The organism is Ochrobactrum sp. BTU1 (assembly GCA_018798825.1).
GTDB lineage: Bacteria > Pseudomonadota > Alphaproteobacteria > Rhizobiales > Rhizobiaceae > Brucella.
The window spans coordinates 2,116,985-2,142,975 of record CP076354.1; the positions used below are offsets into that span (position 1 = coordinate 2,116,985).

Sequence of the window (25,991 nt, forward strand, 5' to 3'; positions counted from 1 at the left end):
CGGATATACTCGCCCCCTGTCTTTGAGGAGAGACATCGGGAGGGATAAACGTGAATACACACCCAACCGGGATCGTGGCTAGTCCACGTCCCGAAGACGAAAAACTATCCGTTACAGCCAATCTGGCTTATGGATTTCAGCATGTTTTGACCATGTATGGCGGCATTGTAGCCGTCCCACTTATCATCGGTCAGGCGGCAGGCCTCAGCCCGAGCGAAATCGGCCTGTTGATTACCGCCTCGCTTTTTGCAGGCGGCGTGGCAACTGTACTGCAAACAATCGGTATTCCTTTTTTCGGCTGCCAGCTTCCACTGGTGCAGGGCGTATCATTCGCCGGTGTGGCCACGATGGTTGCCATTGTAACATCAGCAGAAACCGGCGAGGCGGGCATTCAGGTCGTGCTCGGAGCGGTGATGGCAGCAGCCCTCATAGGCTTTCTCATCACACCGATCTTTTCGCGCGTGACGCGTTTTTTTCCGCCCCTTGTGACCGGTATCGTAATTACCACCATCGGTCTCACTTTGATGCCGGTTGCAGCACGCTGGGCTATGGGCGGCAACAGCAATGCACCTGATTTTGGCGGCATGTCCAATATCGGTCTGGCCGGGCTGACGCTGGCGATCGTTCTGCTGTTGAGCAAGATCGGTAATGCCACCATCTCGCGTCTGTCCATCCTGCTTGCAATGGTGATCGGAACGGGGATCGCATGGCTTCTCGGCATGACGGACTTCTCGCGTGTTGCAGAAGGTCCAGTTATGGCACTGCCCGAAGTCTTCCATTTCGGCTGGCCGATTTTCAGTATTGCAGCAACACTTTCGATGTTCATCGTGATTGTCGTCACGCTGGTGGAAACCTCCGCCGATATTCTGGCGGTTGGTGAAATTCTGGAAACCAAGGTCAATTCCCGCCGTCTGGGCGATGGCTTACGTGCCGATATGGCATCGAGCATTCTCGCACCCGTCGTCGGCTCGTTCACACAGAGCGCCTTTGCACAGAATGTGGGCCTTGTGGCGGTGACGGGTGTGAAAAGCCGTTATGTGGTTGCGACTGGCGGGCTTATTCTCATCACGCTCGGCCTGCTGCCGGTGATGGGGCGCGTGATTGCCTGCGTTCCGCCAGCCGTACTTGGCGGCGCTGGCATCGTTTTGTTTGGAACGGTTGCCGCAAGCGGTATCCGCACGCTGTCAAAGGTCGACTATCAGAACAATATCAATCTGATCATCGTGGCGACTTCCATCGGTTTCGGCATGATCCCGATTGCCGCACCGGAATTCTATCACCACTTCCCGGCATGGTTTGAGACGATCTTTCATTCAGGCATCAGCTCTGCTGCTTTGATGGCAATCGTGCTCAACCTCATGTTCAACGAGTTCAAAGCTGGTAACTCAAACCAGATGTCGGTGTTTGCTGAGGGTACGGAACGCATCATTCGCCACCATCAGATCGCAGAACTGCATGATGGCGATTATGTCCAGAACGGCAAACTCTACGATGCGGAGGGCAATGAAGTGAAAATCGTCCCGGCAGGTGCTCATTAAAAGCACCTCCAGCAAAAGTGTGAAGCGGTTTTGCGTAAGCAGTGCGTATCAAAAAAATTAGAGCGCGTAGCGCTCTAATTACCGCAATACGCGGATCACGGTCCTATTCGTCAAATGAGGCAGGAGGCGCGCCATATCGGCGCGCTTCAATGCTATACAGCCCTCGGTCGGCGTATAACCCGGACGGGCAAGATGGAAGAAGATCGCACTGCCGCAACCTCGTTTGCGTGGGCTGATGTTCCAGTCCATGACGATACAGGCATCATAAACATCGTCATTGCGCCACATCTTCTCGTGACTTGGCTTAAACGGCAGATTGACCGGACGATTGTAATTGGCGTCTTTTGGCGCATCGCACCAGCCATCCAGCTTACGCACCCGGCGCAGCGGCAAGGGCGATAACGGCCATTGTCCGCCATCGCCACGACGATAGCCATAGAGCAGTCGCATGGAAGAAAGCGGCGTAGCACCGTCGCCTTCGCGCTTGAAAGCGCTGATTCCCCCCTTGCCAAGCGCACATTCCAATACCAAATTGCCAGCAGCAAGCAGGCCGCGCGTTTTATGGCCGGGCTTTGCCCGTACATCGATAATGCCAATGCCGCGGCTTTTTTGATTTCTGGTCAAGCCCTGCCTCCGTTTTCCGCCTGCTGATAAAGTTTGGGTGATCGCCTGAAAATCTGCTCTCTTTTTTCACGGCTTCAACTTATCGCCATTAAATGTCATAAAACACGAACCACTATTTGAATCAAAGAGTAACGAGGACAGGCATGACAGGTCGTACAATACTGATTGTGGACGATGACGAAGATCTCCGCTCCATCCTCGTCGAACAGCTGGAGCTGTGCGAAGAATTCCAGATTCTTCAGGAAGACAACGCTACCAAGGGCATCCAGACGGCCCGCAATGGCATTGTCGATCTGTTGATTATGGATGTTGGCCTGCCGGACATGGACGGGCGCGAAGCGGTTAAGCTTCTGCGCAAGGGCGGCTTCAAGGCTCCGATCATCATGCTTACCGGTCACGACACCGAATCGGACACGATTCTCGGTCTCGAATCGGGTGCGAATGATTACGTCACCAAGCCGTTCAAGTTCGCGGTTCTGCTTGCCCGCATCCGCGCGCAGCTGCGCCAGCATGAGCAGAGTGAAGACGCGACATTCATCGTTGGTCCTTACACCTTCAAGCCAGGCCAGAAGCTGCTTCTCGATGAGAAGGGCAGCAAGATTCGCCTGACCGAAAAGGAAGCAGCCATCATCAAGTATCTCTATCGCGCCGGCGACAAGGTCATTGGCCGCGATGTGCTGCTTGAGGAAGTCTGGGGCTATAATTCCGGCGTCACGACACACACGCTGGAAACCCATGTCTACCGTCTGCGCCAGAAAATTGAGAAGGATCCGTCCAACGCATCGCTTCTGGTTACAGAAAGCGGGGGATACAAACTTGTCCCATGATGGACAGCGCCTGATGCGGGTGTAATGACAAGCTATGGCGCTCGATGACGATATTCGCATTCTCGGCTCAGTAGGCCTGTTCGAGTCTTTCACACCCGAACAGTTGCGTCTGCTCGCCTTTGGCGCAGAACGCCTTGTTCTGCGTGCCGGTCGTGAACTGTTCCGCGAGGGCCAGAGTGCCGATTGCGGCTATATCGTCGTATCTGGCAACATCACCTTGTTTCATGATGCAGACGAAGGGCGGATCGCGATCCGCCCCGTCGGCCCCGGCGCGATGCTGGGCGAAATGGCGCTGATTGCGCAGACCACCCGCCTGACAGGCGCCCTGGCCGAAGAAGAGACCGAAGTCATCCGCATCAGCCGTGCGATCTTCCGGCGCATTCTGGAAGAATATCCGGAAGCCGCAGCATCGCTGCACGCCCATATCAGCAAAAACCTGCTGCAGCTGATTGCCGACATCGAAAAAGTCGCGCCACAGCTTAATGGCAACGACTAAAACCTATAATTCAATGACCCGCTCGATACCGATGGCATCCAGAAACGCCTGATCGTGGCTGACCAGCAGCAGGCCACCTTCATAGTCATTCAGGGCTGTTTCCAACGCTTCGATTGAATCGATATCGAGATGGTTGGTCGGCTCATCAAGGATCAGTAATTCCGGCTTCAGCGTTCCGCCAAGAATGCAGGCCAGTGCAGCGCGCAGCAGTTCGCCACCACTCAAGCTCCCTGCAAGACGCGAGGTGCCCTCCCCGCGAAATGAAAAACGCGCTAATGCTGCATGAGCATCGTTATCACTCGCCCCCTTATTCAGTCTGCGGAAGTTCTCGTAAAGCGTTGCACCGCGGTCCATCAAGCTCATCTGCTGATCGAACATGGCAACCGGCACAAATCGTCTGATCTCGCCTGAAGTTGGCTGCAAATCGCCAGCAATCAACCGTAACAGCGAGGTTTTTCCAGCTCCGTTTGCGCCGCGAATGACGATACGCTCTGGCCCGACGATTCTGAGTGAGAAGTCGCGGATGACTGGGTTTTCTGGTACTGGCCCACCAAAAACATTGAGCATTTCGAGCACCACACGCCCGGAAGGCGAAAGCGCAGCCTCAATGTTAAAACGCATTGGCTTATTGCGCTCGACCTTTGCTTCCGCGTCGCGCAACTGGCTTTGCGCACGCTCGGCATTGCGCTCAGCAAGTAGCTCTCCGCGACCGCCGGTCTTCTGCGCCTTGTCGGCACGCGCATCCAGCAACAATTTGCTCATGCCCGCATCTGCACGGGATTTGCGCCCGCGCGCATCACTTTTTGCTTGCCGTTCTGCAGCTTCCTGCGCCTTGAGCCTGACCTGCTTTACATCGCGCTGAGCAAGCTCGAGATCGCGCGCGGCCCCTTCCCGCTCCAGTTCTTTCCGCTCGTGGTAGAAATCCCAATTGCCGCCATAAAGCGCCAACGCGCCTTGCGAGAGCTCGGCTATCGCATCCATTGACCGCAACAATTCGCGATCATGGCTGACGACAACAGCACCCCCCTGCCATTTCGCAAGCATATCGGCAACAGCGTGACGGCCATCGCGATCAAGATTATTGGTCGGTTCATCCAGCAAAATAAGATCGGGCTTCTGAAACAGCAGTGCTGCAAGCGCTGCTCGCGTCTGCTGCCCGCCACTCAACTCGCAGAGCCGGGTTTGTGGCGAAAGCGAAATCCCGAACGACAGCAAAGCTTCATCGAAACGCTGAGGCAACAGCCAATCCGCTTGTTCGAAATCAACGTCAGTGCCCGCACCCGCTTCGATCCGTTCAAGCATTTCAAAGGCATCACGCGCGTCGAACAAATCGGCGAGCGTCTGTTGAACGTCACCGCCGACATTCTGCGCAAGCATACCAATCCGGCTGCTGCGCGTGACGGATCCACTGGATGGTAACAAATCACCGCTCATGATTTTCAAAAGCGTGGATTTGCCAATACCATTACGCCCGACAAGGCCGATGCGACCTTCGGTTACACTGAAATTGATGCCTGAAAAGAGAGTACGGCCATCAGCCGTGACGCAGGAAATATCCTGAAGAGTGAGAAGAGAAGACATGAAGAGCCCCGGAAACGTTGAAAACACTGGTCATTGAAAACAGTGCTGTACGATCCATTGCTCTTTTCTCCTCTTCTGAACTTCGCTCTATATAGGCTTGAGCGTTCGATTAATCCAGATCGAATGTCGCAATCACTGGTACGTGATCGGATGGGCGATCCCAACCGCGTGCTTCACGCAGGATCTGTAGTCCCTGCATATGCGCTTCCAGATCAGCCGAACCCCAGATGTGATCGAGGCGGCGACCACGATCGGCAGCATCCCAATCCTTGGCGCGATAGCTCCACCATGTATAGATTTTCTGGTCAGCCGGAATGACCTGACGCATCAGATCGCTCCACCCACCTTTCACGCGCAAGTCTTCAAGCGTGGTGGTTTCAATCGGCGTGTGGCTTACGATTTTAAGCAGCTGCTTGTGCGACCAGACATCGTTTTCAAGCGGAGCGATGTTGAGATCACCCACGAGGATGGATGAATTACCATCCTGCCTGTCAGCCACAATCGCACGCATTTCCTCAAGGAAACCAAGCTTGTGCGCGAACTTTGGATTAACTTCCGGGTCTGGCTCATCACCACCGGCAGGCACATAGAAATTATGGATACGGAGCCTTTTTCCACCCGCTGCGACGACTGCACTTAAGTGACGGCAATCACCCATCTCGCAAAAGCCGATTTTCTCGACATCGCTCAGTGGACGTTTCGAGATGGTTGCGACGCCGTGATAACCCTTCTGGCCACTGATCGCGATATGCTCATAGCCAAGTGCGCGAAAGCCCTTGGAAGGGAACTGATCGTCGGGACATTTGGTTTCCTGAAGACAGAGAACATCCGGCTGATAGTCGCTTAAAAACTGCTCGACCAGCGGCATGCGCAGACGAACAGAATTGATGTTCCAGGTAGCAACAGAAAATGTCATGGAAATAAGACTCACAGCCATCAGAAGATGGCCGCGAACCTAACGATTTATCCCGCAAATGCAAATATCGAGCGTAAAGTTTTACTGGCCTTTGCGCTTCATCGCGATGCGCTGATAGTCGATCTTGAACATATCGTCGGTAAAGCGCACACCGGTGCGCAAATTGAAGATCATCACCGTTGTATCAAGGCCTTGCGCATCGGTGATCGTCCACTGCTTCAGCTCATAAGTCTTTGGCTCGAACATCAGCGTAATCTTGGAGCTGCCGAACACTTTTTTGTCACCAATGACCAGTGTGGTCATATCCGGGTCCTGTTTGACGCTCTGAAGACGGCCACCGCCAAGGTCAATCTTATCGGAAAGAAGCAGCTTTAGCGGCGTGGTGCCCAGCGCATACATATCCCAGGTATCGAGCTTACGATTGTTGATGACAACCTGATTTCCATCCGAAATCACGCGTACCGGCGAGTTGTTGTAATTGAAACGGATTTTGCCCGGACGCTCGATATAGAAAGTGCCGCCTGTCTGGTCGCCCTTCGGGCCAAACTGAACGAACTCACCGGTCATGGTGCGAACAGAAGAGAAATGATCTGCAATCTGCTGAGCGGCCGCGGCATTTCCCGCGCCCTGCGCCTGAGCCGCAACGGGAGTGAACACCGGCGCAACAGAACCAAGAATCAATGCTCCCAATCCGAGGAAGGCCGCGAAACGGCTGGCTTTCGCAAATGCGGAAATGCGGGAGAACATCATCGGCAAACTCTCTCTTTTCATCATTCTCTAAAGGTAGATCGGCAGTTGGGCGCCAGTGTGGCAACTCAAAGTGTGGCAACTCAAGCTCACGAATTCTCGGCTAGAAATCGTCGTCGCCTGTCGGCACCAGTATTTCGCGCTTGCCGGCATGATTGGCAGGTCCAACGATACCTTCGTCTTCCATGCGTTCGATGATCGAAGCAGCACGGTTATAGCCAATGCCCAAACGACGCTGGATATAGGAAGTCGAAGCCTTCTTGTCGCGCAGCACCACAGCCACAGCCTGATCATAAGGATCGTCGGAATTTTCAAGGTTAGACGTTCCAGCCGGACCGCCGCCTTCATCCTCTTCCTCATCTTCGGTGATGGCGTCGAGGTATTCGGGCACGCCCTGAAGTTTCAGGTGCTGAACAATACGCTCTACTTCGTCATCACCCACAAATGGACCATGTACGCGCTGAATGCGACCGCCACCGGCCATAAACAGCATATCACCCTGACCAAGCAGCTGCTCGGCGCCCTGCTCGCCAAGGATAGTGCGGCTGTCGATCTTCGACGTAACCTGGAAGGAAATGCGGGTCGGGAAGTTGGCCTTGATCGTACCCGTGATAACATCGACAGATGGGCGCTGCGTTGCCATGATGACGTGGATGCCTGCGGCACGCGCCATCTGCGCCAGACGCTGCACCGTGCCTTCAATGTCCTTACCAGCCACCATCATCAGATCGGCCATTTCGTCGATGATCACGACGATATATGGCATTGGTTCAAGGTCGAGCTGCTCGGTTTCGTAGATCGCTTCTCCCGTATTCCGGTCAAAGCCGGTCTGAACGGTACGGGCGATCTGCTCACCCTTTTTCTGGGCCTGACCAACACGCTGGTTGAAGCCGTCAATATTGCGGACACCAACCTTGGACATCTTGCGATAGCGGTCTTCCATTTCGCGCACGGTCCACTTGAGCGCAACGACAGCCTTTTTCGGGTCGGTCACAACCGGCGTCAGAAGATGCGGAATACCGTCATAGATAGAGAGTTCCAGCATCTTCGGATCGATCATAATCAGACGGCATTCCTGCGGCGTCATACGATAGACCAGCGACAGGATCATGGTGTTGATCGCCACCGACTTACCCGAGCCGGTTGTACCAGCCACCAACACATGCGGCATCTTCGCAATATCGGCAATCACCGGTTCACCGTTGATTGTTTTACCCAGCGCCAGCGCCAGCTTTGCCTTTGATTGTTCAAAGTCGCGGCTTGCCAGCATCTCGCGCAGATAAACCATTTCGCGCTTCTGGTTCGGCAATTCGATACCGATGACATTGCGACCCGGAACAACGGCAACACGGGCTGCTATCGCGCTCATCGAGCGGGCGATATCATCCGCCAGACCAATCACACGAGATGATTTGATACCCGGAGCCGGTTCTAGTTCGTACAGGGTGACAACCGGACCCGGCTTCACATTGATGATTTCGCCGCGCACGCCGAAATCTTCCAGCACGCCTTCAAGCAGACGCGCATTCTGTTCAAGCGCATCCTTGGACAGCGACGCATCGCGCTGTACGAGCTTAGGCTCAGCCAGATAATGCAGCGACGGCATTTCAAATGCGCCGCCTTCCTTGAGGAACGACGCCTGTGCTTCACGCTGGATGCGTGCGCCACTCTTAGGTGAAGGCGCACGTTCGCCAACGCGTGCTTTGGCGCGCTGTGGCGGTGCATCATGCCATTCCTGGCCTGCCAGCGGCGCACCATCGCCGTCATTATCGAAACCGTCATCCATTTCAAACGGCGGCTCTTGTGACGGAGCAGAACCAAATCCCGGATCATGGCGAGGACCGTTGCGCGTTTCAGCACTACGACGCACGCTGCGCATATCACCGAACTCGTCTTCACGCGGCTTACGACGCTTCATGCCTGTAAGTCGCCTGAAAGTGGCGGTTGCACTGAGCATTGTATGCGTCATAGCACCGACGAATTGCGAAATGCCGCCCGATGCCGTTTCGTCGTCATTATCGTCGTCTTCGAAGTCGTCTTCCGCAGCACCGCGCGCGGCAGGCGTGTCGGCCAATACTTCGCGGCGACCAATAATGCCACTTGCAAAAAGGCAGAGCCAAAGTGCTGGGAAGGCGAGCACCAGCGCAATGCCGGATGCTATCGCACCTTGTGGGAATGTACCGATGAAAATACCTGGGATGCGCAGCATCATGTCACCGAAGACACCGCCAAGGCCAATTGGCATTGGCCAGCTTTCCGGCACCGCAAAGCAGCTTGCAATGGCTGCGAACAGCAGGGCTGCGCCGAGCCAGGCAAAACTGCGCTTGGCAATGCGACTGATACCGCCACGCGTCATCAACAGCAGTGACCAGATGACCAGCGGGAGCAGAACTGGAACGCTTGCAAGGCCAAAGAACTGCATGGCGATGTCGGAGAATACCGCGCCCGGATAGCCAAGCGCATTGGTAACAGGGTTGTCTGTCGCATGACTGAGGCTTGGGTCTGCAACATTCCATGTCGCCAGAGCCCCCACCGCAGCACCCGTAAGCGCAAGCAATCCCAGACCAAACAGGATATAAAATTGCCTGCGGAAGATATTGGCCAATCTCAGCCTGTCTTCCGAAATCCGCTCGTCACGCAGCGGGTATGAGGGCGAATATCCTTGCCGCATAAAGCCTGTCCCGAACCATGTTTTGGTGCCCTGCGGCTTGTGAAGCCTCGGGCGCAATGAATCGGGGTGATCCTAGCCTTGCGATGGTTAATTCCTCATTAACCATGCGACTTCTTATGTGGAGAAATGAAAAAGGCGCGGTTTCCCGCGCCTTTCCCCTTCTTGAGACAACCCTGTTCTACTGAACAGACTCGCCGTGCAAAGCGATATCGAGGCCTTCCATTTCGGCCTGCTTGCTTGGACGCAGACCCATGATGGCCTTGATTACGTAGAGAATAATCGCGGTCGCGACTGCTGTGTAGACAATGGTAACGGCCGCACCGAAGAACTGCTTGCCCATGGTTGCACCTTCGCCCGCGGCGTTGATCGCAACATCGGCAAAAAAGCCCGTCAGGATCGCGCCAACAAAGCCGCCAACGCCGTGTACGCCGAACGCATCGAGCGAGTCGTCATAACCAAGCGCATGCTTGAGCTTAACCGCTGCCACGTAGCAGATAAGGCCTGCGACGATACCGATGATCAGCGCGCCTGTCGGATTGACGAAGCCTGCCGCAGGGGTAACAGCAACCAGACCAGCTACCGCGCCCGAAATAATACCGAGAACACTTGGCTTACCCGCGATTGCCCACTCAGCAAACATCCAGGCAAGAGCTGCACCAGCGGTCGCAACCTGCGTGTTGAGCATGGCGACAGCGGCGAGCGAATTTGCACCGGCAGCAGAACCTGCGTTGAAGCCGAACCAACCCACCCACAGAAGGGCTGCGCCGATAACCGAGAGAACAAGGTTGTGCGGCGCCATGTTGGTCTGGCCATAACCGTCACGCTTACCGATGATCAGTGCTGCAACAAGACCTGCGACACCGGCATTGATGTGAACGACCGTACCGCCAGCGAAGTCGAGAACGCCGTCAGAGCCGAGGAAGCCGCCGCCCCATACCCAATGCGCAACCGGCACATAGACGATGAAGAGCCACAGAACCATGAAGACCAGCATGGAGGAGAACTTCATGCGCTCTGCAAACGAACCCGCAATCAGCGCAGGCGTGATAACCGCAAAGGTCATCTGGAACACGATGAAGAGGTATTCAGGGATGGTGCCGGTGAGCGAATCCATCGTTACGCCAGCAAGGAATGCCTTGTCGAAACCACCGATAAAGGCGTTCATCGAACCGCCATCGGTAAAAGCAAGCGAATAGCCGAAGAACATCCACAATACCGACATCAGGCAGGTAATTGCGAAGCTCTGCATGACGGTGGAAAGCACGTTCTTCTTGCGCACCATGCCACCATAGAACAGCGCAAGACCAGGAATGGTCATCATCAACACAAGTGCGGTTGAAGTCAGCATCCAGGCGGTATCGCCGGTATCAAGGGTCGGGGTTGGTGCAGCTGCGTCCTGTGCAAAAGCTGTTCCAGCCAGAGCGAGCAGTGCAGGCAGAGTGGCGAGAGCCGTTTGCTTGAATCTTCCAGTTATGAGCATCGAGTATCTCCGTCGAATGGCGGCTTCAAACGCGTCTGCGCTGAAAAGACCGGTTCAAAGCTACAGAAACAAAAATCGTGCCAGTTGCGCGCGATGGAACGGAGAAGATGCAATTTTTCTGATATTTGGCATTCACGCGTAAAGTGAAATCAAAGGATAGAAACGGCATTTCCGCCCAAAATCCGGGCTTTTAAACAAACGAAATGCGCAGTCCAGCCCGAGAAAAATCTTGCCGTAAAAATAATAAACGGCTTCTCCCAGAAAGGGAAAAACCGCTTTAAGTGATTCATCGGATTCAGCTTTTGCGCTTGAAGCCCATTTTACGCAATCGACATATGCATAAAATTTAATCGCATGCTTTTATGATGATTAAAATATCATCACTTGTCTTTTTCATGCACACGGATAAGTCCTTCCTGCGCAACCGAGGCAATCAGAAGCCCTTCACGCGTATAGAGCGCACCGCGGTTAAACCCGCGCGCACTGGACGCGCTTGGCGTATCCTGGGTGTAAAGGAGCCAGTCATCGAGCCTGCACGGGCGATGGAACCACATCGCATGATCAAGACTTGCCACCTGCAGATCTCGGTCAAAAATCGTGCGCCCATGCGGATGCAGAGATGTATCGAGCAAGGTCATATCCGACAGATAGGCGAGAATGGCCGCCTGAAGTGCGCGATCATCCGGCACAATACCGCGCGCCCGCACCCAGACATGCTGACTTGGAGCCAGTTTCTCGCGCGAGAAATAATGTTTGAGAGATACCGGCTTGATCTCGATGGGGCGCTCCTGCTCCCAGTATTTGCGCACACCAGCCGGTGCCAGATGCAAATATTCTTCCTTGAGATCATGATCGCCGACAAGCTGCTCGGGCATCGGCAGGCCTTCCGGCATATCGATTTGATGATCAAGTCCCGTTTCATCGATCTGGAACGACGCTGACAGCGTGAAGATCGCCTTGCCGTGCTGCTTTGCCAAAACGCGACGCGTGTTGAAGCTCGAGCCATCACGAATACGATCAACTTCATAGATGATCGGAATGGCCGGATCACCCGGACGTACAAAATAGCCATGCAGCGAATGAATATGCCGATCCGCATCAACCGTGCGCTGGGCCGCAATCAGCGCCTGTCCGATCACCTGCCCGCCAAAAACGCGCTGCCAGCCCACCTGCGGACTATTGCCGCGGAAAAGATCCATTTCGAGCGTTTCAAGATCAAGTGTCGTCAGAAGCTGCTGCATGGCAGCGGTCTGCTTACCTTCAAATGCACTGGTCTTTTTATTATCGGACATGGACAGCCTGTCTCCTGCAATCCTATATAGGAACTATATTCTCGGTGAACTGTTTGTGCCTGCACGATAGAAACTGTCAAGTCGAAGCCTCACATGCTTCACCGAAGGGTGATCTGAATATCCGAAAGGAAGAAGCGATGTCTGCCGCAAGCAAGCAGGGAACCACGGGCAAGAACGATCTGGTAATCGCAGGCGGCGGCTATGTCGGCCTCGTTACCGCCGTTGCGGTCAAATCGGCAGCTCCGCATCTTTCGGTTACCGTCATCGACGGCGCACCGGCAGGCGCATGGAAGAACGACCCGCGTGCATCCTCCATTGCAGCAGCTGCTTCGCGTATGCTCGACAAGCTCGGCTGTTGGCAGGAAATCGTTACCGACGCTCAGCCCATCACAGAAATGGTCGTTACCGATTCCCGCACCTCCGATCCGGTACGACCTGTCTTCCTAACATTCTCTGGCGACGTGAATCCGGGCGAGCCTTTTGCCCATATGGTTGAAAACCGTGTGCTCAACACCGCCCTTCACAGACAAGCAGATGCACTCGGCATCACCTTCATCGAAGGCATGAGCGTCGAGAATTTTGAAACCAATCCTGAATCGGTTGCCGTGAAGCTGGCCAATGGTGAAACACTCATCACCCGCCTGCTGATTGCCGCAGACGGCGCAAAATCACGCCTGCGCGACATTGCTGGCATCAAGACGGTCAACTGGGACTATGACCAATCGGGCATCGTCTGCAACGTCGCCCATGAGCGCCCACATGGTGGTCGTGCCGATGAGCATTTCCTGCCCGCAGGTCCATTTGCCATCCTGCCACTGAAGGGCAATCGCAGCTCGCTCGTCTGGACGGAACGCACAGCCGATGCCGAGCGCCTGATCCGCGAAGACGATTTCATCTTTGAGACCGAACTTGAGCAGCGTTTCGGTCATCGCCTTGGCGCGCTGACTGTTGAGGGTCCGCGCCGCGCCTTTCCGCTTGGCCTCACACTGGCCCGCGAGTTCGTCAAGCCACGCTTTGCACTTGTGGGTGATGCAGCCCACCGCATCCACCCGATTGCCGGTCAGGGCCTCAATCTCGGTTTCCGTGATGCGGCAGCCATTGCCGAAGTTATCGTCGAGACCGATCGCCTTGGCCTCGACATCGGCTCTTTCGCAGCACTGGAACGCTATCAGGCATGGCGCCGGTTCGACACGGTGCAGATGGGTGTCACAACAGACGTACTGACCAAATTGTTCTCCAACGACAATCCGGCAGTCCGAACCATTCGCGACATTGGACTGGGTCTTGTTGACCGCGTTCCAAGCCTCAAGTCCTTCTTCATCAAGCAGGCAGCGGGTCTTTCGGGGGATACACCACGTCTTTTACAGGGCGAAGCGATTTAAAGCATTTCCAGCAAAAGTGGGAACCGGTTTTGCGTCGGATAATGCGTAAAAAAAATAGTTACAGCGGTTCCAACGATTCAGCCTTAACTAGAACCGCTCTCAGCTTCACACGCGGACTGGAAAAAGCTCCCATTTCTGCTAAAAAAGCAAGACTGAGCATAGGCGTGGGGGCCTCGGGGCATGCATACCAATGAGCGATTGATCGACGGGCTCCGGCAGTTGCAGGCAGGCTTGTGGTCAACGGAATGCGTTCACAAACTATCCAAAATTGCAGGCGCACTAGCCATTATCGCCGCTATGGCAGCCGCCATCATCTATTCAGTCGTAAAGCCCGACCAGAACTGGGATATGATCCCTTATATCGCAACAGCGCTGGAAAACCGCTATCCCGATGCGACCCAACTGCATACGGAAACATGGCGGCAAGTCGCAGAAGTGACGCCGGAAGGCGAGCTGCAAGCGCTGAAATACGGTGGAGACTATCGAAGCGCCCAGTGGGTAAGCCCCGATAATTTCAAATCGCAGCTCGTCATGTACCGCGTCAAAGCGGGCTATATTCAGCTTCTGCGCTGGCTGGAACCCTATACAGGGCTGGTCCGTGGCGGCCACCTCATCAGCATCTCAGCAGCGTTCGCTACCGGGCTGCTGATGCTTTGGCTGCTTGGCAGCTATAATGCGCTTCAGGCCGGGCTCCTGGTTGGACCCGCGCTTTTACTGGCCGGTTATGGCCCAATAACATCAGCGGTCTTTCCGGACATCGCCATGGCAGCGCTTTCCTTCGCCGCCATTTTCGCCATTCTGCGCGAGCGCGACTGGCTGGGTGCCTTGCTGCTCGTGCTATCTTTCACAATCCGCCCAGACAACATCATCATGATCTTTGCTCTGCTGATCACAGCAGTTCTGTTCGGCTGGCGTAAACTTCCACTGCTGATAGCCTTTGCGGCCTGCATCGCGGCAGGCCTGATGATGGAAAAAACCGCCGGACATCCCGGGTGGTGGGCGCATCTTTATTTCACCTGCATCGAGATGCAGAGTTCCATGACTGGATTTAAGCCAGATTTTTCGGTCGTTCTGCTCGTCAAAGCCTATATTCGGGGGATCATTCTGGCGCTTTATCTCGAAAGCTGGCCTTCCATGCTGTTACTGGCACTGGTCGCTTGGGCAGCGATGGCGAAAGCCGGGATTAAAGCCGATATTCCTCGATTGAATGGTATCGTCTTTGCCATGGTCATCGGAATTCTCGGCAAATTTGTTTACTTTCCGATGCCCTATGATCGCTTTTTCTTCAACATGATCATCATCATCGTTCTGATGCTTTCACTGGCATGGGCAGTCGATACAAACCGTAAGTTTGCCCAAAACTGACACTGGAAGCCATGGGAAGCCGCCCTATCTGGTTGGAAGAAACCAATCGAGAGGAGCTTCCCCATGGACAGAAAAGCAACCGCAGTCTGGAAAGGTACACTCAAGGACGGCAAAGGCACGCTCAATACCCAGAGCGGTGCGCTTAAAGACCTGCCCTATGATTTCAAGGCGCGCTTTGAAGATGAAAGTGGCCGCGCAGGCACCAACCCTGAAGAGCTTCTCGGCGCCGCCCACGCAGGTTGCTTCGCCATGCAGCTGTCAGCCCTGCTTACCGAACACGGCACGCCACCTGAAAAGCTCGACGCGACAGCAGTCGTCACAGTTGGCCCCGCAACAGGTGGCGGCTTTGCAATCTCCCGCAGTGCATTGACACTCAGTGCAAGCATTCCCGGCATATCTGAGGAAGATTTTGCAAGCCTTGCCAAGAAAGCAAAAGAATCCTGCCCGCTTTCGAAAGCCCTTGGTGCAATCGAAGTAACACTGGACGCCAAGCTGGTTTGATTAACAAAAAGCGGGCCTAGCCCGCTTTTTTATTCCGGAAGATGGCAGACAGCTTCGATATTATGGCCGTCAGGATCGGTTACAAAGGCTGCATAATAATCGGGGTGATAATGTTCCCGCAAACCGGGCTTGCCGTTGTCAGTCCCGCCTGCAGCGAGTGCCGCTTCATAAAAGCGATCTACCTCAGAGCGGGTTCCTGCCGAGAAAGCGACATGAAGAACGCCTTCCAGCTTTGAACCTTTCTGCTTGCCGATCCAGAATTCCGGCTTTCCGTTGCGGCCATAGCCGACCCAATCTCCGAATTCCATCGCTCGCGTGATACCCAGCGGCGCTAAAGCCGCATCATAGAAAGCGCGGGATTTTGGCATACTGGAAATGTTGAAACCGATATGATCAAGCATGAAAGACCTTTAAAGCCGAAACACTGCATTGATTAGATCAGATATCGGCGAAACAGCAAAGATCAAGGATCGGTTGCGCTACATATAAAAGAAAAGGGAGGCATGAGCCTCCCTTTCCGTCGATTATAAAAACACGTTTTACACGCGGCGCTCGACCATCATCTTCTTGATTTCGGCAATCGCCTTGGCAGGGTTGAGACCCTTCGGGCAGGTTTGCGCGCAGTTCATGATCGTATGGCAGCGATACAGGCGGAACGGATCTTCGAGATTATCGAGACGTTCGCCCTTGGCTTCGTCGCGGCTGTCGATCAGCCAGCGATAGGCCTGAAGCAGAACAGCTGGTCCAAGGTAACGGTCGCCGTTCCACCAGTAGCTGGGGCACGAGGTCGAGCAGCAGGCGCAGAGAATGCACTCGTAAAGACCATCGAGTTTCTGACGATCTTCGTGGCTCTGCAGCCATTCCTTCTGCGGCTCTGGCGAAACCGTCTTGAGCCAAGGCTCAATCGAACGGTGCTGAGCATAGAAGTTGCTGAGATCAGGCACCAGATCCTTCACCACCGGCATATGCGGCAGCGGGTACACCTTGATGGAACCCTTGATCTCGTCCATGCCCTTGGTGCAGGCGAGCGTGTTGGCGCCATCGATGTTCATTGCGCAGGAGCCACAAATGCCCTCACGGCACGATCGGCGCAGCGTCAACGTCGGATCGATCTTGTTCTTGATGTAGAGAAGACCGTCGAGCACCATCGGGCCGCAATCATCGCGATCGATATAATAGGTATCGATGCTTGGATTTGCGTCGTCATCCGGCGACCAGCGATAAATGCGGAACTCCGTTACATTCTTGGCACCATCTGGACGCGGCCAGGTCTTGCCTTCCTGCATACGGGAGTTCTTGGGAAGTGCGAGTTCAACCATTGCTCATTCCCTCGATCAGTAAACGCGCTTCTTAGGCGCGATCTTGGCCAGGCTGATGCCGCCTTCTTCCTCGGTCGTCAGCGGATCGAGATGAACAGGGCGGTAATCAAGCTTCACGTCGCCATTTGGCGACAGCCAGGAAAGGGTGTGTTTACGCCATTCAGCGTCGTTACGGTCCGGGAAATCCTCATGCGCATGTGCGCCGCGGCTTTCGTGACGGGCTTCAGCCGAAACGACTGTCACCATCGCGTTAGCCATCAGGTTTTCCAGTTCCAGCGTCTCAACCAGATCAGAATTCCAGATCATCGAACGGTCAGAGACCTTGATGTCCGGCAGTTCTTTCCATATCTCCGCCATACGTGCGACGCCCTGTTTGAGCGACTCGTCCGTACGGAACACGGCAGCGTCTTCCTGCATGGTGCGCTGCATCTTTTCGCGCAGTTCTGCGGTTGGCGTCGAACCGTTGGCATAACGAAGACGATGGAAGCGATCCATGATCGTTTCGACCGCTGCTTCGTTGATGTCTGGAATCTTTGCAGCGCGGTCGATGACTTCGCCAGCGCGGATTGCAGCGGCACGGCCAAACACCACCAGATCGATCAGCGAGTTGGAGCCGAGACGGTTTGCACCGTGCACGGAAGCGCAACCTGCTTCACCCACAGCCATCAGGCCCGGCTGAACGCGGTCAGGATCTTCTTGCGTCGGGTTAAGCACTTCGCCCCAATAGTTGGTTGGAATGCCGCCCATATTGTAGTGAACGGTTGGCAGAACCGGGATCGGTTCCTTGGTCACATCGACGCCTGCGAAAATCTTGGCCGACTCGGAAATGCCCGGCAGACGTTCATGCAGAACAGCCGGATCAAGATGGTCGAGATGCAGGTAGATGTGGTCCTTGTTCTTGCCAACGCCGCGACCGGCGCGGATTTCCATGGTCATGCAGCGTGAGACAACGTCACGCGAAGCAAGATCCTTGGCGGAAGGCGCGTAACGCTCCATGAAGCGTTCGCCTTCGGAATTGACCAGATAGCCGCCTTCACCGCGTGCGCCTTCAGTAATCAGGCAGCCCGCACCATAAATGCCGGTCGGATGAAACTGAACGAATTCCATGTCCTGAAGCGGAAGGCCAGCGCGTGCTGCCATGCCGCCGCCGTCGCCGGTGCAGGTATGGGCCGAGGTTGCCGAGAAATAGGAACGGCCATAACCGCCCGTCGCCAGAACCACCATCTTGGCGGCAAAGCGATGGATTGTACCGTCATCGAGGTTCCAGGCGACAACGCCGGTGCAGACGCCATCAGTCATGATGAGATCCAGCGCGAAATATTCGATGAAGAACTGCGCATTGTTTCTCAGCGACTGGCCGTAAAGCGTGTGCAGGATCGCGTGACCGGTACGGTCAGCAGCAGCACAAGTGCGCTGAACCGGAGGGCCGTCGCCGAAGTTCTGCATGTGGCCACCGAACGGGCGCTGATAGATCTTGCCTTCTTCGGTACGCGAGAAAGGCACACCGTAATGCTCCAGTTCGTAAACCGCAGCAGGCGCTTCACGCGCCAGATATTCCATTGCGTCGGTATCGCCCAGCCAGTCCGATCCCTTGACGGTATCGTACATATGCCACTGCCAGCTATCCGGGCCCATGTTCTTGAGCGAAGCGGCGATGCCGCCCTGTGCTGCAACCGTATGCGAACGGGTTGGGAAAACCTTGGTGATGCAAGCGGTCTTGAAGCCCTGCTCAGCCATACCGAGCGTTGCACGCAGACCTGCGCCACCGGCACCAACGACAACAACGTCGAACTTGTGATCTACAAACTTGTAGTTCTTTTCGCCCGCAGCACTGGCCGCGTTTTTTTCTGCACTAGCCATCGGGCTATCAACCTCCGAAGCTCAGCTTGAGGATCGCATAGACGCAAGCCACGCCAACAACAACCGTGAAGAAGGTGTTGAGCATGACGAGCAGGACCTTCAGGCCTTCGCCGTGAATGTAATCTTCAATAATAACCTGCATGCCAAGACGCATGTGGTAAACGCCGGTCAGCACGAACAGCGCCATCACCAGAGCGGTGAACGGATGTGCCAGAACGGATTTCACTTCCGCATAGCTTGCGCCATGGAGCGAAATAACCAGACCGATGAAAAACAGAACCAGCGGGACGAGTGCCACAGCACTCATACGCTGAAACCAGAAATGGCCGGTGCCTTCTTTGGCCGAGCCCAGACCGCGAACCTTGCCGAGAGGTGTACGCATATCGTTCATGTCAGAACTCCTTTCAGCGCACTGCGAAAGCAACAACCCAGACAAGGATCGTTGCAGGCAGCGAGAAGGCCAGCGTCAGCCAGGCAATTTTGCTGGCCGTGTGCTTTTCAAGTCCGGCACCCATGTCCCAGATGAAATGGCGTACGCCGCCGGCCAGATGGTGCAGAAGCGCCCAGGTATAGCCGAACAGAACCAGATAGCCGATCCATGAACTATAGACCCAGCTCACCATGTTGAACGCATCTTCGCCGATTGCGGCGGCAATCAGCCATGCGGCGAGAAGAAGGGTTCCGAAATAAAGTGCGCCGCCGGTGATACGATGGATGATGGACATCGTCATCGTGATCTTTGGTCGATAGATCGACAAATGCGGCGACAAAGGACGCTGACGCGTAGCGGTCGGTTGTGTCATGGCTCTCGTGGGCTTCCCTGACGTTTCTACCCATTTCATCTTGCCCAGCTCTTGCTGGCACAATGAAATGAATGGCCGGTTCATTTGGAGCACCGTGCTTCCGAATGGACGCACAAAGGACGCTCCAACTTCTTGAATCTACGCATCGTGCTTTCCAAAAATCAGAAACGATTTTTAGGCCGATGCTGTAAAACCGAGTTCGATGTCGCTCACAACGCAGGAAACGGAATTTTCGATCCTGCGTCGGCACGACCCAGAAAATGTGGCTGGATCGTGCTACACGACCCTATGTGGCGCTTTCTACTGCGCTTTTACCACCACGTCAAAGAAGCTTTTTCACGAAAAGACTAACAATTGGTCGCACCTCGACGACACTTTCGCGTGATTTCGGATTTTAAACGATTGAAGTCCGAAATCTCGAAAAACATGTGTAATTTCATCCACTTTTGCGGATAAGCCTAGTTCCCGAAGCGAATCACGTAACTGGACCAGTCGGCAGCAGCTGCAATCTGTTCGTAGAGCTTGCGACCATCCTCCGGTACACGGGGCGCATTAAGGACAAGCTTGGACCAGCTGCGTTCTTCTGCCTTGTCAGCAAGCAGATCAATCAACGCCTTTGCGATGCCTTTGCCGCGATGATCGTGGTGTACATAAATATGGTCAACCTGACCGGCGCGCAGACCTGAGACCGGCTCCGGAAGATCGTAGAAGATCACGAATCCGACCAGATTGCCATCAACCCGCGCACCCAGAATCTCGGTAGCGCGATCCTGCAGGAGATGCTCGGCATAGAATTCATCCGGACGACGCGGCGCGCCACGCTTCAATGCCTGCGCGTAGCTTGCGAGCAGTGCCGAGAACTCATGGGCATCTCGCAGGTGAAGAAGCGCAATATCGACGGCATGATCTGTGGTCATGAGCAATCTTTCCCTCAAACATATTTCCAGAAATCGGAAACATCTCAATTGTAGACGAGAGCTGGGTGTAGACAAGAGCCCGCCCAAAGGTAAAGCGCATTGCTTGCGAAATCAGATCAGCTTGCGACCATTGCCGGTTCCCCGGAACTCCACGACATTGTCGTCCAGCATCATCGGCAAAGCCGTGCGAACGCAATTTCGACCATTCTTCTTGGCCTCGTAAAGCGCTCCGTCTGCCCGCTTGTAGACATCGGAAAAGAAGTCGTCGAACTCCATTTCCGTGACCCCGAAGCTGACCGCAAATGCCACATCCCCTGAAGCGCCAGGCAGCGTGATATCGGCACAGGCCAATCGCGCCCGTTCTGCAAAACGCCATGCCGACTGGATCGTGTGTCCGGGAAGCAGCACGGCAAACTCCTCACCACCCATTCGCGCAGCAATACCGCCCTTGGACGCAGCCGACCTGCGAAGTTCATCAGCAAAAGCTGCAATCACGCGATCACCGAGAGCATGACCGTGCGTGTCGTTGATCAATTTGAAATAATCAATATCGCAGACGATCAGCGAAAGAGCCTGCCGCATCCGCTTGGATTTTTCGATTGCAGCCTCGGCTCTGAATTCAAAACCACGGCGATTGAGGAGACCGGAAAGCTGATCCGTTTCCGAGCGAAGCGTCACATCGGAAATCAGCTCACCCATCAGGCAGAGCAGCAAGAGAAGTCCTGCCGCTACCGAAAGACCGGCACCAATCGACTGAACCAGCAACGCATAATCTGTTCTGACATAGTCGTCAGGATCAACACCCACGCCGCCAACCAGCGAAGCCAATACGGGCTTGATAAGAAAATGAATGGCACTGATCGTAAACAAACCTGCCATCAGCCCATCAAGCGTACCCCACGACCGACCGAATGGACGGCTTTTAGCGCGAGCACTCAATCGCCCTCGCATGATGACCCAGACAGCCAGCATCAATGTGAGGAAGTAAGGCGACTGATAAAGAATGCGACCCAGCATTTCGCTGCGCGCAATGTCGTAAATGCCATAGACCAGCGACAGCGAACCGACGAGCAGCAACCCCAATGGAAACCATGGAACGGGTGACGAATACATCCGCGCAAGGCCGATTACCAGACAGGCAAGCGTCATGAAATAGGTGGCAAAACCCAGCATGTAACCAAGCTTGGCATTTGGTATCGAGGGGATTAGCAGTTCTGTCAAAAAGTAGAGCATCGCGAAAACGAAGCCCAATGCGAAAATCGGCGCCGCTGTGTTATCGCGTGCAAAAGCCGCGATACCCAGAAAGGTAAACGCAAACAGACCGGAAACGGTCATATTGATCAGCAGTATAAATTCTGCTCCGTCCATCCGCGCTTTCCGGCCCCTGCCTGCGAAGCCAATGCGGCCCGCATTCCCCAATTCTAAGCCCCGCAAATTCCGCCGTTTTCAGCGAAACAGGAGAATGATTTTCACCTTATAGCCCTTATACATCCAAAGCATGAAAAAGCAGCTAATTTAGTAAACAAACCAGTCTGCGATGAGCCTCACGCACATATGAAAAAAGCCGCCGGATCACTCCGGCGGCTTTTTAAAACTTGCTCACGAAAGAGCTTAGTTCCAGTCGCGAATATCGACGAAGTGACCGGCGATGGCTGCAGCCGCTGCCATGGCAGGCGATACCAGATGCGTGCGGCCCTTGAAGCCCTGACGGCCTTCAAAATTACGGTTCGAGGTCGAAGCGCAACGTTCACCCGGCTTCAGGCGGTCGTCGTTCATAGCAAGGCACATCGAGCAGCCCGGCTCGCGCCAGTCAAAACCTGCTTCGATGAAAATCTTGTCGAGGCCTTCAGCTTCCGCCTGTTCCTTCACAAGGCCGGAACCCGGAACGATCATCGCGTTAACGCCATTAGCAACCTTCTTGCCAGCGGCCATACGGGCAGCGTCACGAAGATCTTCGATACGACCGTTGGTGCATGAGCCGATGAACACGCGATCAATCTTGATGTCGGTCATCTTGGTGCCTGGCTTCAGGCCCATATAATCGAGCGCACGCCACTTGGATGCACGCTTGGTTTCGTCTTTGATCTCGTCCGGGTTAGGGACGATGTCCGTGACGAAGACGACGTCTTCAGGCGACGAGCCCCAGGATACAACCGGCGAAATCTTGGCAGCGTCCAGCTCAACGATCTTGTCGAAATGCGCGCCTTCATCAGAATGCAGCGTCTTCCAATAGCCGATAGCCTGTTCCAGCGCTTCGCCCTTCGGTGCGCGCGGCTTACCCTGCACATAAGCGAAGGTCGTTTCGTCCGGCGCGATCAGACCAGCGCGTGCGCCGCCTTCAATCGACATATTGCAGACGGTCATGCGACCTTCCATCGACAGCGAGCGAATGGCGCTGCCTGCATACTCGATTACATAGCCGGTACCACCTGCGGTGCCGATTTCGCCGATGATGGCGAGCGTGATGTCCTTGGCGGTGACGCCCGGTGCCAGTTCACCTTCAACACGCACCAGCATGTTCTTGGCTTTCTTCTGGATCAGCGTCTGAGTCGCAAGCACATGCTCGACTTCCGACGTACCGATACCATGTGCCAGCGAGCCGAAAGCACCGTGAGTCGACGTGTGGCTGTCGCCGCAAACAATCGTCATGCCCGGCAGCGTGAAGCCCTGTTCCGGACCAACGATGTGCACAACACCCTGACGGCGGTCACGCTCGGAGTAATATTCAACATTGAAGTCAGCAGCGTTTTTGGCCAGAGCCTCAACCTGAATGCGGCTTTCTTCGTTCTTGATGCCATTCACGCGGTCTTTCGACGTTGGAACGTTGTGATCGACAACAGCCAGCGTCTTTTCAGGATGACGCACCTGACGACCTGCCATACGCAGACCTTCAAAAGCCTGCGGGCTTGTCACTTCGTGCACAAGATGGCGATCAATATAAAGGAGGCAGGTACCATCGTCCTGCTGATCCACTACATGGTCGTCCCAGATCTTGTCGTAAAGTGTACGCGGCGCGCTCATTGCGAGAGTTCCTTTGAATAGTTCTTAATTTGGCTGTCATATGCACCCGCCGCTGCATTTCGTCAAGAAACACAAACCGCAACAGGGTGTCGCAGTAACAATCTTGCGCAATGTTGGCGAAATTATGCGATATGTTACGCAGCCTTTCGGCTTTTGCAAATAAAAAAGGCGGTCTAAAGACCGCCTTTTTCAGATTCTTGCAGAGAGGTGCTTATTCAGCAGCAGTCTTTGCAGCTTCTGCCTTAGCAGCAGCGGCCTTATCGGCTTCGCGTTCTGCCTTGGTGCGGTTGTCTTTCTTCTCAGCAATACGAGCAGCCTTACCGGTGAGGCCACGAAGGTAGTAAAGCTTCGCGCGACGGACCTTACCGCGGCGAACGAGCTCAACGCCTTCAACGATTGGCGAGTAAACTGGGAATACGCGCTCTACGCCTTCGCCGTAAGAAATCTTGCGAACGGTGAAGTTTTCGTTGATGCCAGCGCCGGAGCGGGCGATGCAGACGCCTTCATAGGCCTGCACGCGGGTACGCGTACCTTCGGTAACGCGAACCTGAACGCGAACGGTGTCACCTGGCTGGAAATCTGGAAGCTTGCGCTTTTCTTCGATCTTTGCTGCCTGTTCGGCTTCAAGCTGACGAATAATGTCGGTCATCATCTGACTCCTTTACGAATTCTTCTCAAACAGTCAGAGCGCTCTGCACTTGCCACCAAGCACTTAAGGCCTTGTGGGTATGCCCGAAAAATCAGGCAGGAGCGGTACACCATCTATTGGTTTAAAGATGTCGGGTTTTCCCGAACTGGCGCGGCAATACACCATTGCTGCAAATGAATCAATATCAGCGCTGCGAAATCGCTATTTCCCGCCAATCCGCCCAAGATGCGTATCCTGAAAACCGGTTCCATACTTCAAACCAAAGCCAAGCGCGCGATCAACGCCGATATGAACCGCCCAGATGAGCGCAACCGCAAAGCAAAGCGGCCAGTTCATGGCCCAGCCAAGCACCGCTACAAGCACAACGCCAATCCAGCTATGCGCGACGTTATAGACAACAGCGCCTGTACGCGGACCTTTGAGATAGGCAAAGAACGACAGGTCAGGCGCAAGGATGAGAATCGCAAAAAGCCACCAGCTTGCACCACTCACCCAATATGCACCCAGCGCCAGCAGCGCGAGGGAAAGACTTTCGAGCCGCTGGATCAGGTTCATTTGCGTTTGCCCTCGCGATAGGCTTCCCAAAGATCAGGCCGACGTTGCTTTGTGATGCGTTCCGCCTCAGCGTGACGCCACTTATCAATCGCACCATGATTGCCGGAGGTGAGAATTTCAGGGATCGAGCGATCTTCCCATACCTGCGGGCGGGTATAATGCGGATGTTCAAGAAGCCCGGTTTCGAAGCTTTCTGTTTCGCCGGATTCCCGATTACCCATTACGCCCGGCAGAAGCCGCACAATCGCATCCAGCAGAACGATAGCCGCAGTCTCACCACCTGATAAGATATAATCGCCGATGGAAATCTCTTCGAGAGCGCGTCCTTCGATCACCCGTTCATCGACGCCTTCAAAACGACCACACAGAATAATCGCACCCGGACCGTCAGCGAGCGCGCGCACGCGCTTTTGTGTGAGCGGCGCGCCGCGTGGGCTCATCAGCAGCATCGGGCGATCATCAGCCACCGAATCGAGCGCTCGCGCCACCACATCCGGCTTCATCACCATGCCTGCGCCGCCACCCGATGGCGTGTCATCCACCATGCGATGCTTGCCTTCGGCGAAGTCACGAATCTGCACGGTATCGAGCGACCATGTGTTTTCTGCGAGTGCCTTGCCCGCAAGCGAGACGCCCAAAGGACCAGGAAACATCTCGGGATAAAGCGTCAGCACCGAGGCATGAAAACCCGGCACAACCTTATCCGTATCAGACTGTTCACTCATGGCTTCTTTGGTCGCTTCTGTTCATTCTTCTTATCGTTCTGTGGCTTGCCGCGCTCATTTAACGGATTGTCGTCATCATCCGCGATAAGTCCGGCCGCATAAGGCTCAACCCGAATTGTGCCGGCCTCGAAATCGATCTCAGGAACTGCAGCTTCGGTGAACGGGATCAGCATCGGACGCTTGCCCTTCAGGCTCAGCTCGATCAGGTCGCCACCACCGAAATCGAAAACAGCACTCACAACACCGTAAGATTTGCCGTCAGCATCAAGCGCTTCAAGGCCAATCAGATCGGTTTGAAAGAATTCGTCTTCATCGAGCTCCTCATCAGACAGCTGCGAACGGTCGATGAAAAGCTCGGTACCGTTCAGCGCTTCGGCAGCATTGCGATCATTGATGCCCTTGAAGCGTACAACAATCACATTCTTCGCAGAGCGGGCTTCCAGCACTTCATAAGCCTTGCCCTGCGCATCATAGAGCTGGCCGTAATCAGCAACAGCTAGCGGATCGTCGGTAAATGTCTTGACCCTGACTTCGCCACGTATGCCATGGGCGGCTCCGATAACGGCAAGCTGGATTGGGTTTTCTGGACGCGGCATGAATAATTCCGTGATTAGATACAATTTCTAATCGCTTACTCAATTTCCCATGAAAACGCCAAGAAAAACGATAAGCGGCTTCTTTACTGCCCGGCAACCTATCGCTGTCAGACTGTAATAACCGCA

At 54.8% G+C, this 25,991-nt stretch carries 25 protein-coding genes; 6 read left to right on the plus strand and 19 right to left on the minus strand.

Going from position 1 to position 25,991, the window contains the following annotated elements:
* Nucleotides 1-50: 50 nt before the first annotated feature.
* The gene (locus KMS41_10240) at nt 51-1,538 is read left to right on the plus strand and encodes a purine permease (protein QWK77452.1); all 1,488 of its coding nucleotides are present in this window, start codon (nt 51-53) and stop codon (nt 1,536-1,538) included.
* Between the two features lie 78 nt (nt 1,539-1,616).
* On the opposite strand, the gene KMS41_10245 is transcribed toward KMS41_10240, so the two are convergent.
* The gene (locus tag KMS41_10245; GenBank protein QWK77453.1) at nt 1,617-2,162 is read right to left on the minus strand and encodes a L,D-transpeptidase; all 546 of its coding nucleotides are present in this window, start codon (nt 2,160-2,162) and stop codon (nt 1,617-1,619) included.
* Between the two features lie 143 nt (nt 2,163-2,305).
* Here KMS41_10245 and KMS41_10250 point away from each other — a divergent pair, with 143 nt between their 5' ends.
* The gene (locus KMS41_10250) at nt 2,306-2,989 is read left to right on the plus strand and encodes a response regulator transcription factor (protein QWK77454.1); all 684 of its coding nucleotides are present in this window, start codon (nt 2,306-2,308) and stop codon (nt 2,987-2,989) included.
* 34 nt (nt 2,990-3,023) lie between these two features.
* Nucleotides 3,024-3,485 (plus strand): cyclic nucleotide-binding domain-containing protein, encoded by a 462-nt coding sequence (locus KMS41_10255; GenBank protein ID QWK77455.1) that lies wholly within the window; start codon nt 3,024-3,026, stop codon nt 3,483-3,485.
* A 3-nt stretch (nt 3,486-3,488) separates the two neighbouring features.
* Here KMS41_10255 and KMS41_10260 read toward each other — a convergent pair whose 3' ends face one another.
* From KMS41_10260 to tesB, 6 genes are all read right to left on the minus strand, one after another.
* Nucleotides 3,489-5,066 carry an ATP-binding cassette domain-containing protein gene (locus tag KMS41_10260; protein ID QWK77456.1) on the minus strand — a complete coding sequence of 526 codons (1,578 nt, stop codon included), beginning with the start codon at nt 5,064-5,066 and terminating at the stop codon, nt 3,489-3,491.
* A gap of 109 nt (nt 5,067-5,175) precedes the next feature.
* Complete coding sequence (gene xth / locus KMS41_10265) at nt 5,176-5,982, minus strand: exodeoxyribonuclease III (GenBank protein ID QWK77457.1); 807 nt, start codon at nt 5,980-5,982, stop codon at nt 5,176-5,178.
* Nucleotides 5,983-6,063: 81 nt separating this feature from the next.
* A complete protein-coding gene (locus KMS41_10270; protein QWK77458.1) occupies nt 6,064-6,732 on the minus strand; it encodes an outer membrane lipoprotein carrier protein LolA in 669 nt (222 codons plus the stop codon).
* Between the two features lie 100 nt (nt 6,733-6,832).
* A complete protein-coding gene (locus tag KMS41_10275; protein QWK77459.1) occupies nt 6,833-9,400 on the minus strand; it encodes a DNA translocase FtsK in 2,568 nt (855 codons plus the stop codon).
* A 178-nt stretch (nt 9,401-9,578) separates the two neighbouring features.
* Nucleotides 9,579-10,880: an ammonium transporter gene (locus KMS41_10280; protein ID QWK77460.1), complete on the minus strand. Its 1,302-nt coding sequence runs from the start codon at nt 10,878-10,880 to the stop codon at nt 9,579-9,581.
* 380 nt (nt 10,881-11,260) lie between these two features.
* The gene (tesB, locus tag KMS41_10285; protein QWK77461.1) at nt 11,261-12,172 is read right to left on the minus strand and encodes an acyl-CoA thioesterase II; all 912 of its coding nucleotides are present in this window, start codon (nt 12,170-12,172) and stop codon (nt 11,261-11,263) included.
* Nucleotides 12,173-12,309: 137 nt separating this feature from the next.
* Between tesB and KMS41_10290 the strand changes: the two genes are divergently transcribed.
* The 3 genes from KMS41_10290 to KMS41_10300 all read left to right on the plus strand — a co-directional run bounded on the left by KMS41_10290 (nt 12,310) and on the right by KMS41_10300 (nt 15,420).
* A complete protein-coding gene (locus KMS41_10290; GenBank protein QWK77462.1) occupies nt 12,310-13,554 on the plus strand; it encodes a ubiquinone biosynthesis hydroxylase in 1,245 nt (414 codons plus the stop codon).
* A gap of 180 nt (nt 13,555-13,734) precedes the next feature.
* Nucleotides 13,735-14,919 carry a hypothetical protein gene (locus tag KMS41_10295; GenBank protein ID QWK77463.1) on the plus strand — a complete coding sequence of 395 codons (1,185 nt, stop codon included), beginning with the start codon at nt 13,735-13,737 and terminating at the stop codon, nt 14,917-14,919.
* Between the two features lie 63 nt (nt 14,920-14,982).
* Nucleotides 14,983-15,420, plus strand: a complete 438-nt coding sequence (locus KMS41_10300; protein ID QWK77464.1) for an OsmC family protein — start codon at nt 14,983-14,985, stop codon at nt 15,418-15,420.
* A 29-nt stretch (nt 15,421-15,449) separates the two neighbouring features.
* Here KMS41_10300 and KMS41_10305 read toward each other — a convergent pair whose 3' ends face one another.
* The 12 genes from KMS41_10305 to rimM all read right to left on the minus strand — a co-directional run bounded on the left by KMS41_10305 (nt 15,450) and on the right by rimM (nt 25,865).
* The gene (locus KMS41_10305) at nt 15,450-15,821 is read right to left on the minus strand and encodes a VOC family protein (protein ID QWK77465.1); all 372 of its coding nucleotides are present in this window, start codon (nt 15,819-15,821) and stop codon (nt 15,450-15,452) included.
* 138 nt (nt 15,822-15,959) lie between these two features.
* On the minus strand, nt 15,960-16,739 hold the full coding sequence (locus tag KMS41_10310) for a succinate dehydrogenase iron-sulfur subunit (protein ID QWK77466.1): 780 nt from the start codon (nt 16,737-16,739) through the stop codon (nt 15,960-15,962).
* A gap of 15 nt (nt 16,740-16,754) precedes the next feature.
* On the minus strand, nt 16,755-18,599 hold the full coding sequence (locus tag KMS41_10315) for a succinate dehydrogenase flavoprotein subunit (protein ID QWK77467.1): 1,845 nt from the start codon (nt 18,597-18,599) through the stop codon (nt 16,755-16,757).
* Between the two features lie 7 nt (nt 18,600-18,606).
* Nucleotides 18,607-18,990 (minus strand): succinate dehydrogenase, hydrophobic membrane anchor protein, encoded by a 384-nt coding sequence (gene sdhD / locus KMS41_10320; protein ID QWK77468.1) that lies wholly within the window; start codon nt 18,988-18,990, stop codon nt 18,607-18,609.
* Nucleotides 18,991-19,003: 13 nt separating this feature from the next.
* Nucleotides 19,004-19,402 carry a succinate dehydrogenase, cytochrome b556 subunit gene (gene sdhC, locus KMS41_10325; GenBank protein QWK77469.1) on the minus strand — a complete coding sequence of 133 codons (399 nt, stop codon included), beginning with the start codon at nt 19,400-19,402 and terminating at the stop codon, nt 19,004-19,006.
* 458 nt (nt 19,403-19,860) lie between these two features.
* Complete coding sequence (locus KMS41_10330; GenBank protein ID QWK77470.1) at nt 19,861-20,319, minus strand: GNAT family N-acetyltransferase; 459 nt, start codon at nt 20,317-20,319, stop codon at nt 19,861-19,863.
* 111 nt (nt 20,320-20,430) lie between these two features.
* Nucleotides 20,431-21,687, minus strand: coding sequence for a GGDEF domain-containing protein (locus KMS41_10335; GenBank protein ID QWK77471.1), 1,257 nt, complete (start codon nt 21,685-21,687; stop codon nt 20,431-20,433).
* A gap of 243 nt (nt 21,688-21,930) precedes the next feature.
* Nucleotides 21,931-23,340, minus strand: coding sequence for a 3-isopropylmalate dehydratase large subunit (leuC, locus tag KMS41_10340; GenBank protein ID QWK77472.1), 1,410 nt, complete (start codon nt 23,338-23,340; stop codon nt 21,931-21,933).
* Between the two features lie 211 nt (nt 23,341-23,551).
* Nucleotides 23,552-23,989: a 50S ribosomal protein L19 gene (rplS, locus tag KMS41_10345; GenBank protein ID QWK78842.1), complete on the minus strand. Its 438-nt coding sequence runs from the start codon at nt 23,987-23,989 to the stop codon at nt 23,552-23,554.
* Between the two features lie 201 nt (nt 23,990-24,190).
* The gene (locus tag KMS41_10350) at nt 24,191-24,544 is read right to left on the minus strand and encodes a DUF4260 domain-containing protein (GenBank protein ID QWK77473.1); all 354 of its coding nucleotides are present in this window, start codon (nt 24,542-24,544) and stop codon (nt 24,191-24,193) included.
* The gene (trmD, locus tag KMS41_10355) at nt 24,541-25,269 is read right to left on the minus strand and encodes a tRNA (guanosine(37)-N1)-methyltransferase TrmD (protein ID QWK77474.1); all 729 of its coding nucleotides are present in this window, start codon (nt 25,267-25,269) and stop codon (nt 24,541-24,543) included. The genes KMS41_10350 and trmD overlap by 4 nt, the downstream gene beginning before the upstream one ends.
* Nucleotides 25,266-25,865 (minus strand): ribosome maturation factor RimM, encoded by a 600-nt coding sequence (gene rimM, locus KMS41_10360; protein ID QWK77475.1) that lies wholly within the window; start codon nt 25,863-25,865, stop codon nt 25,266-25,268. Before rimM ends, trmD begins: the two co-directional genes overlap by 4 nt.
* Between the last annotated feature and the right edge of the window lie 126 nt (nt 25,866-25,991).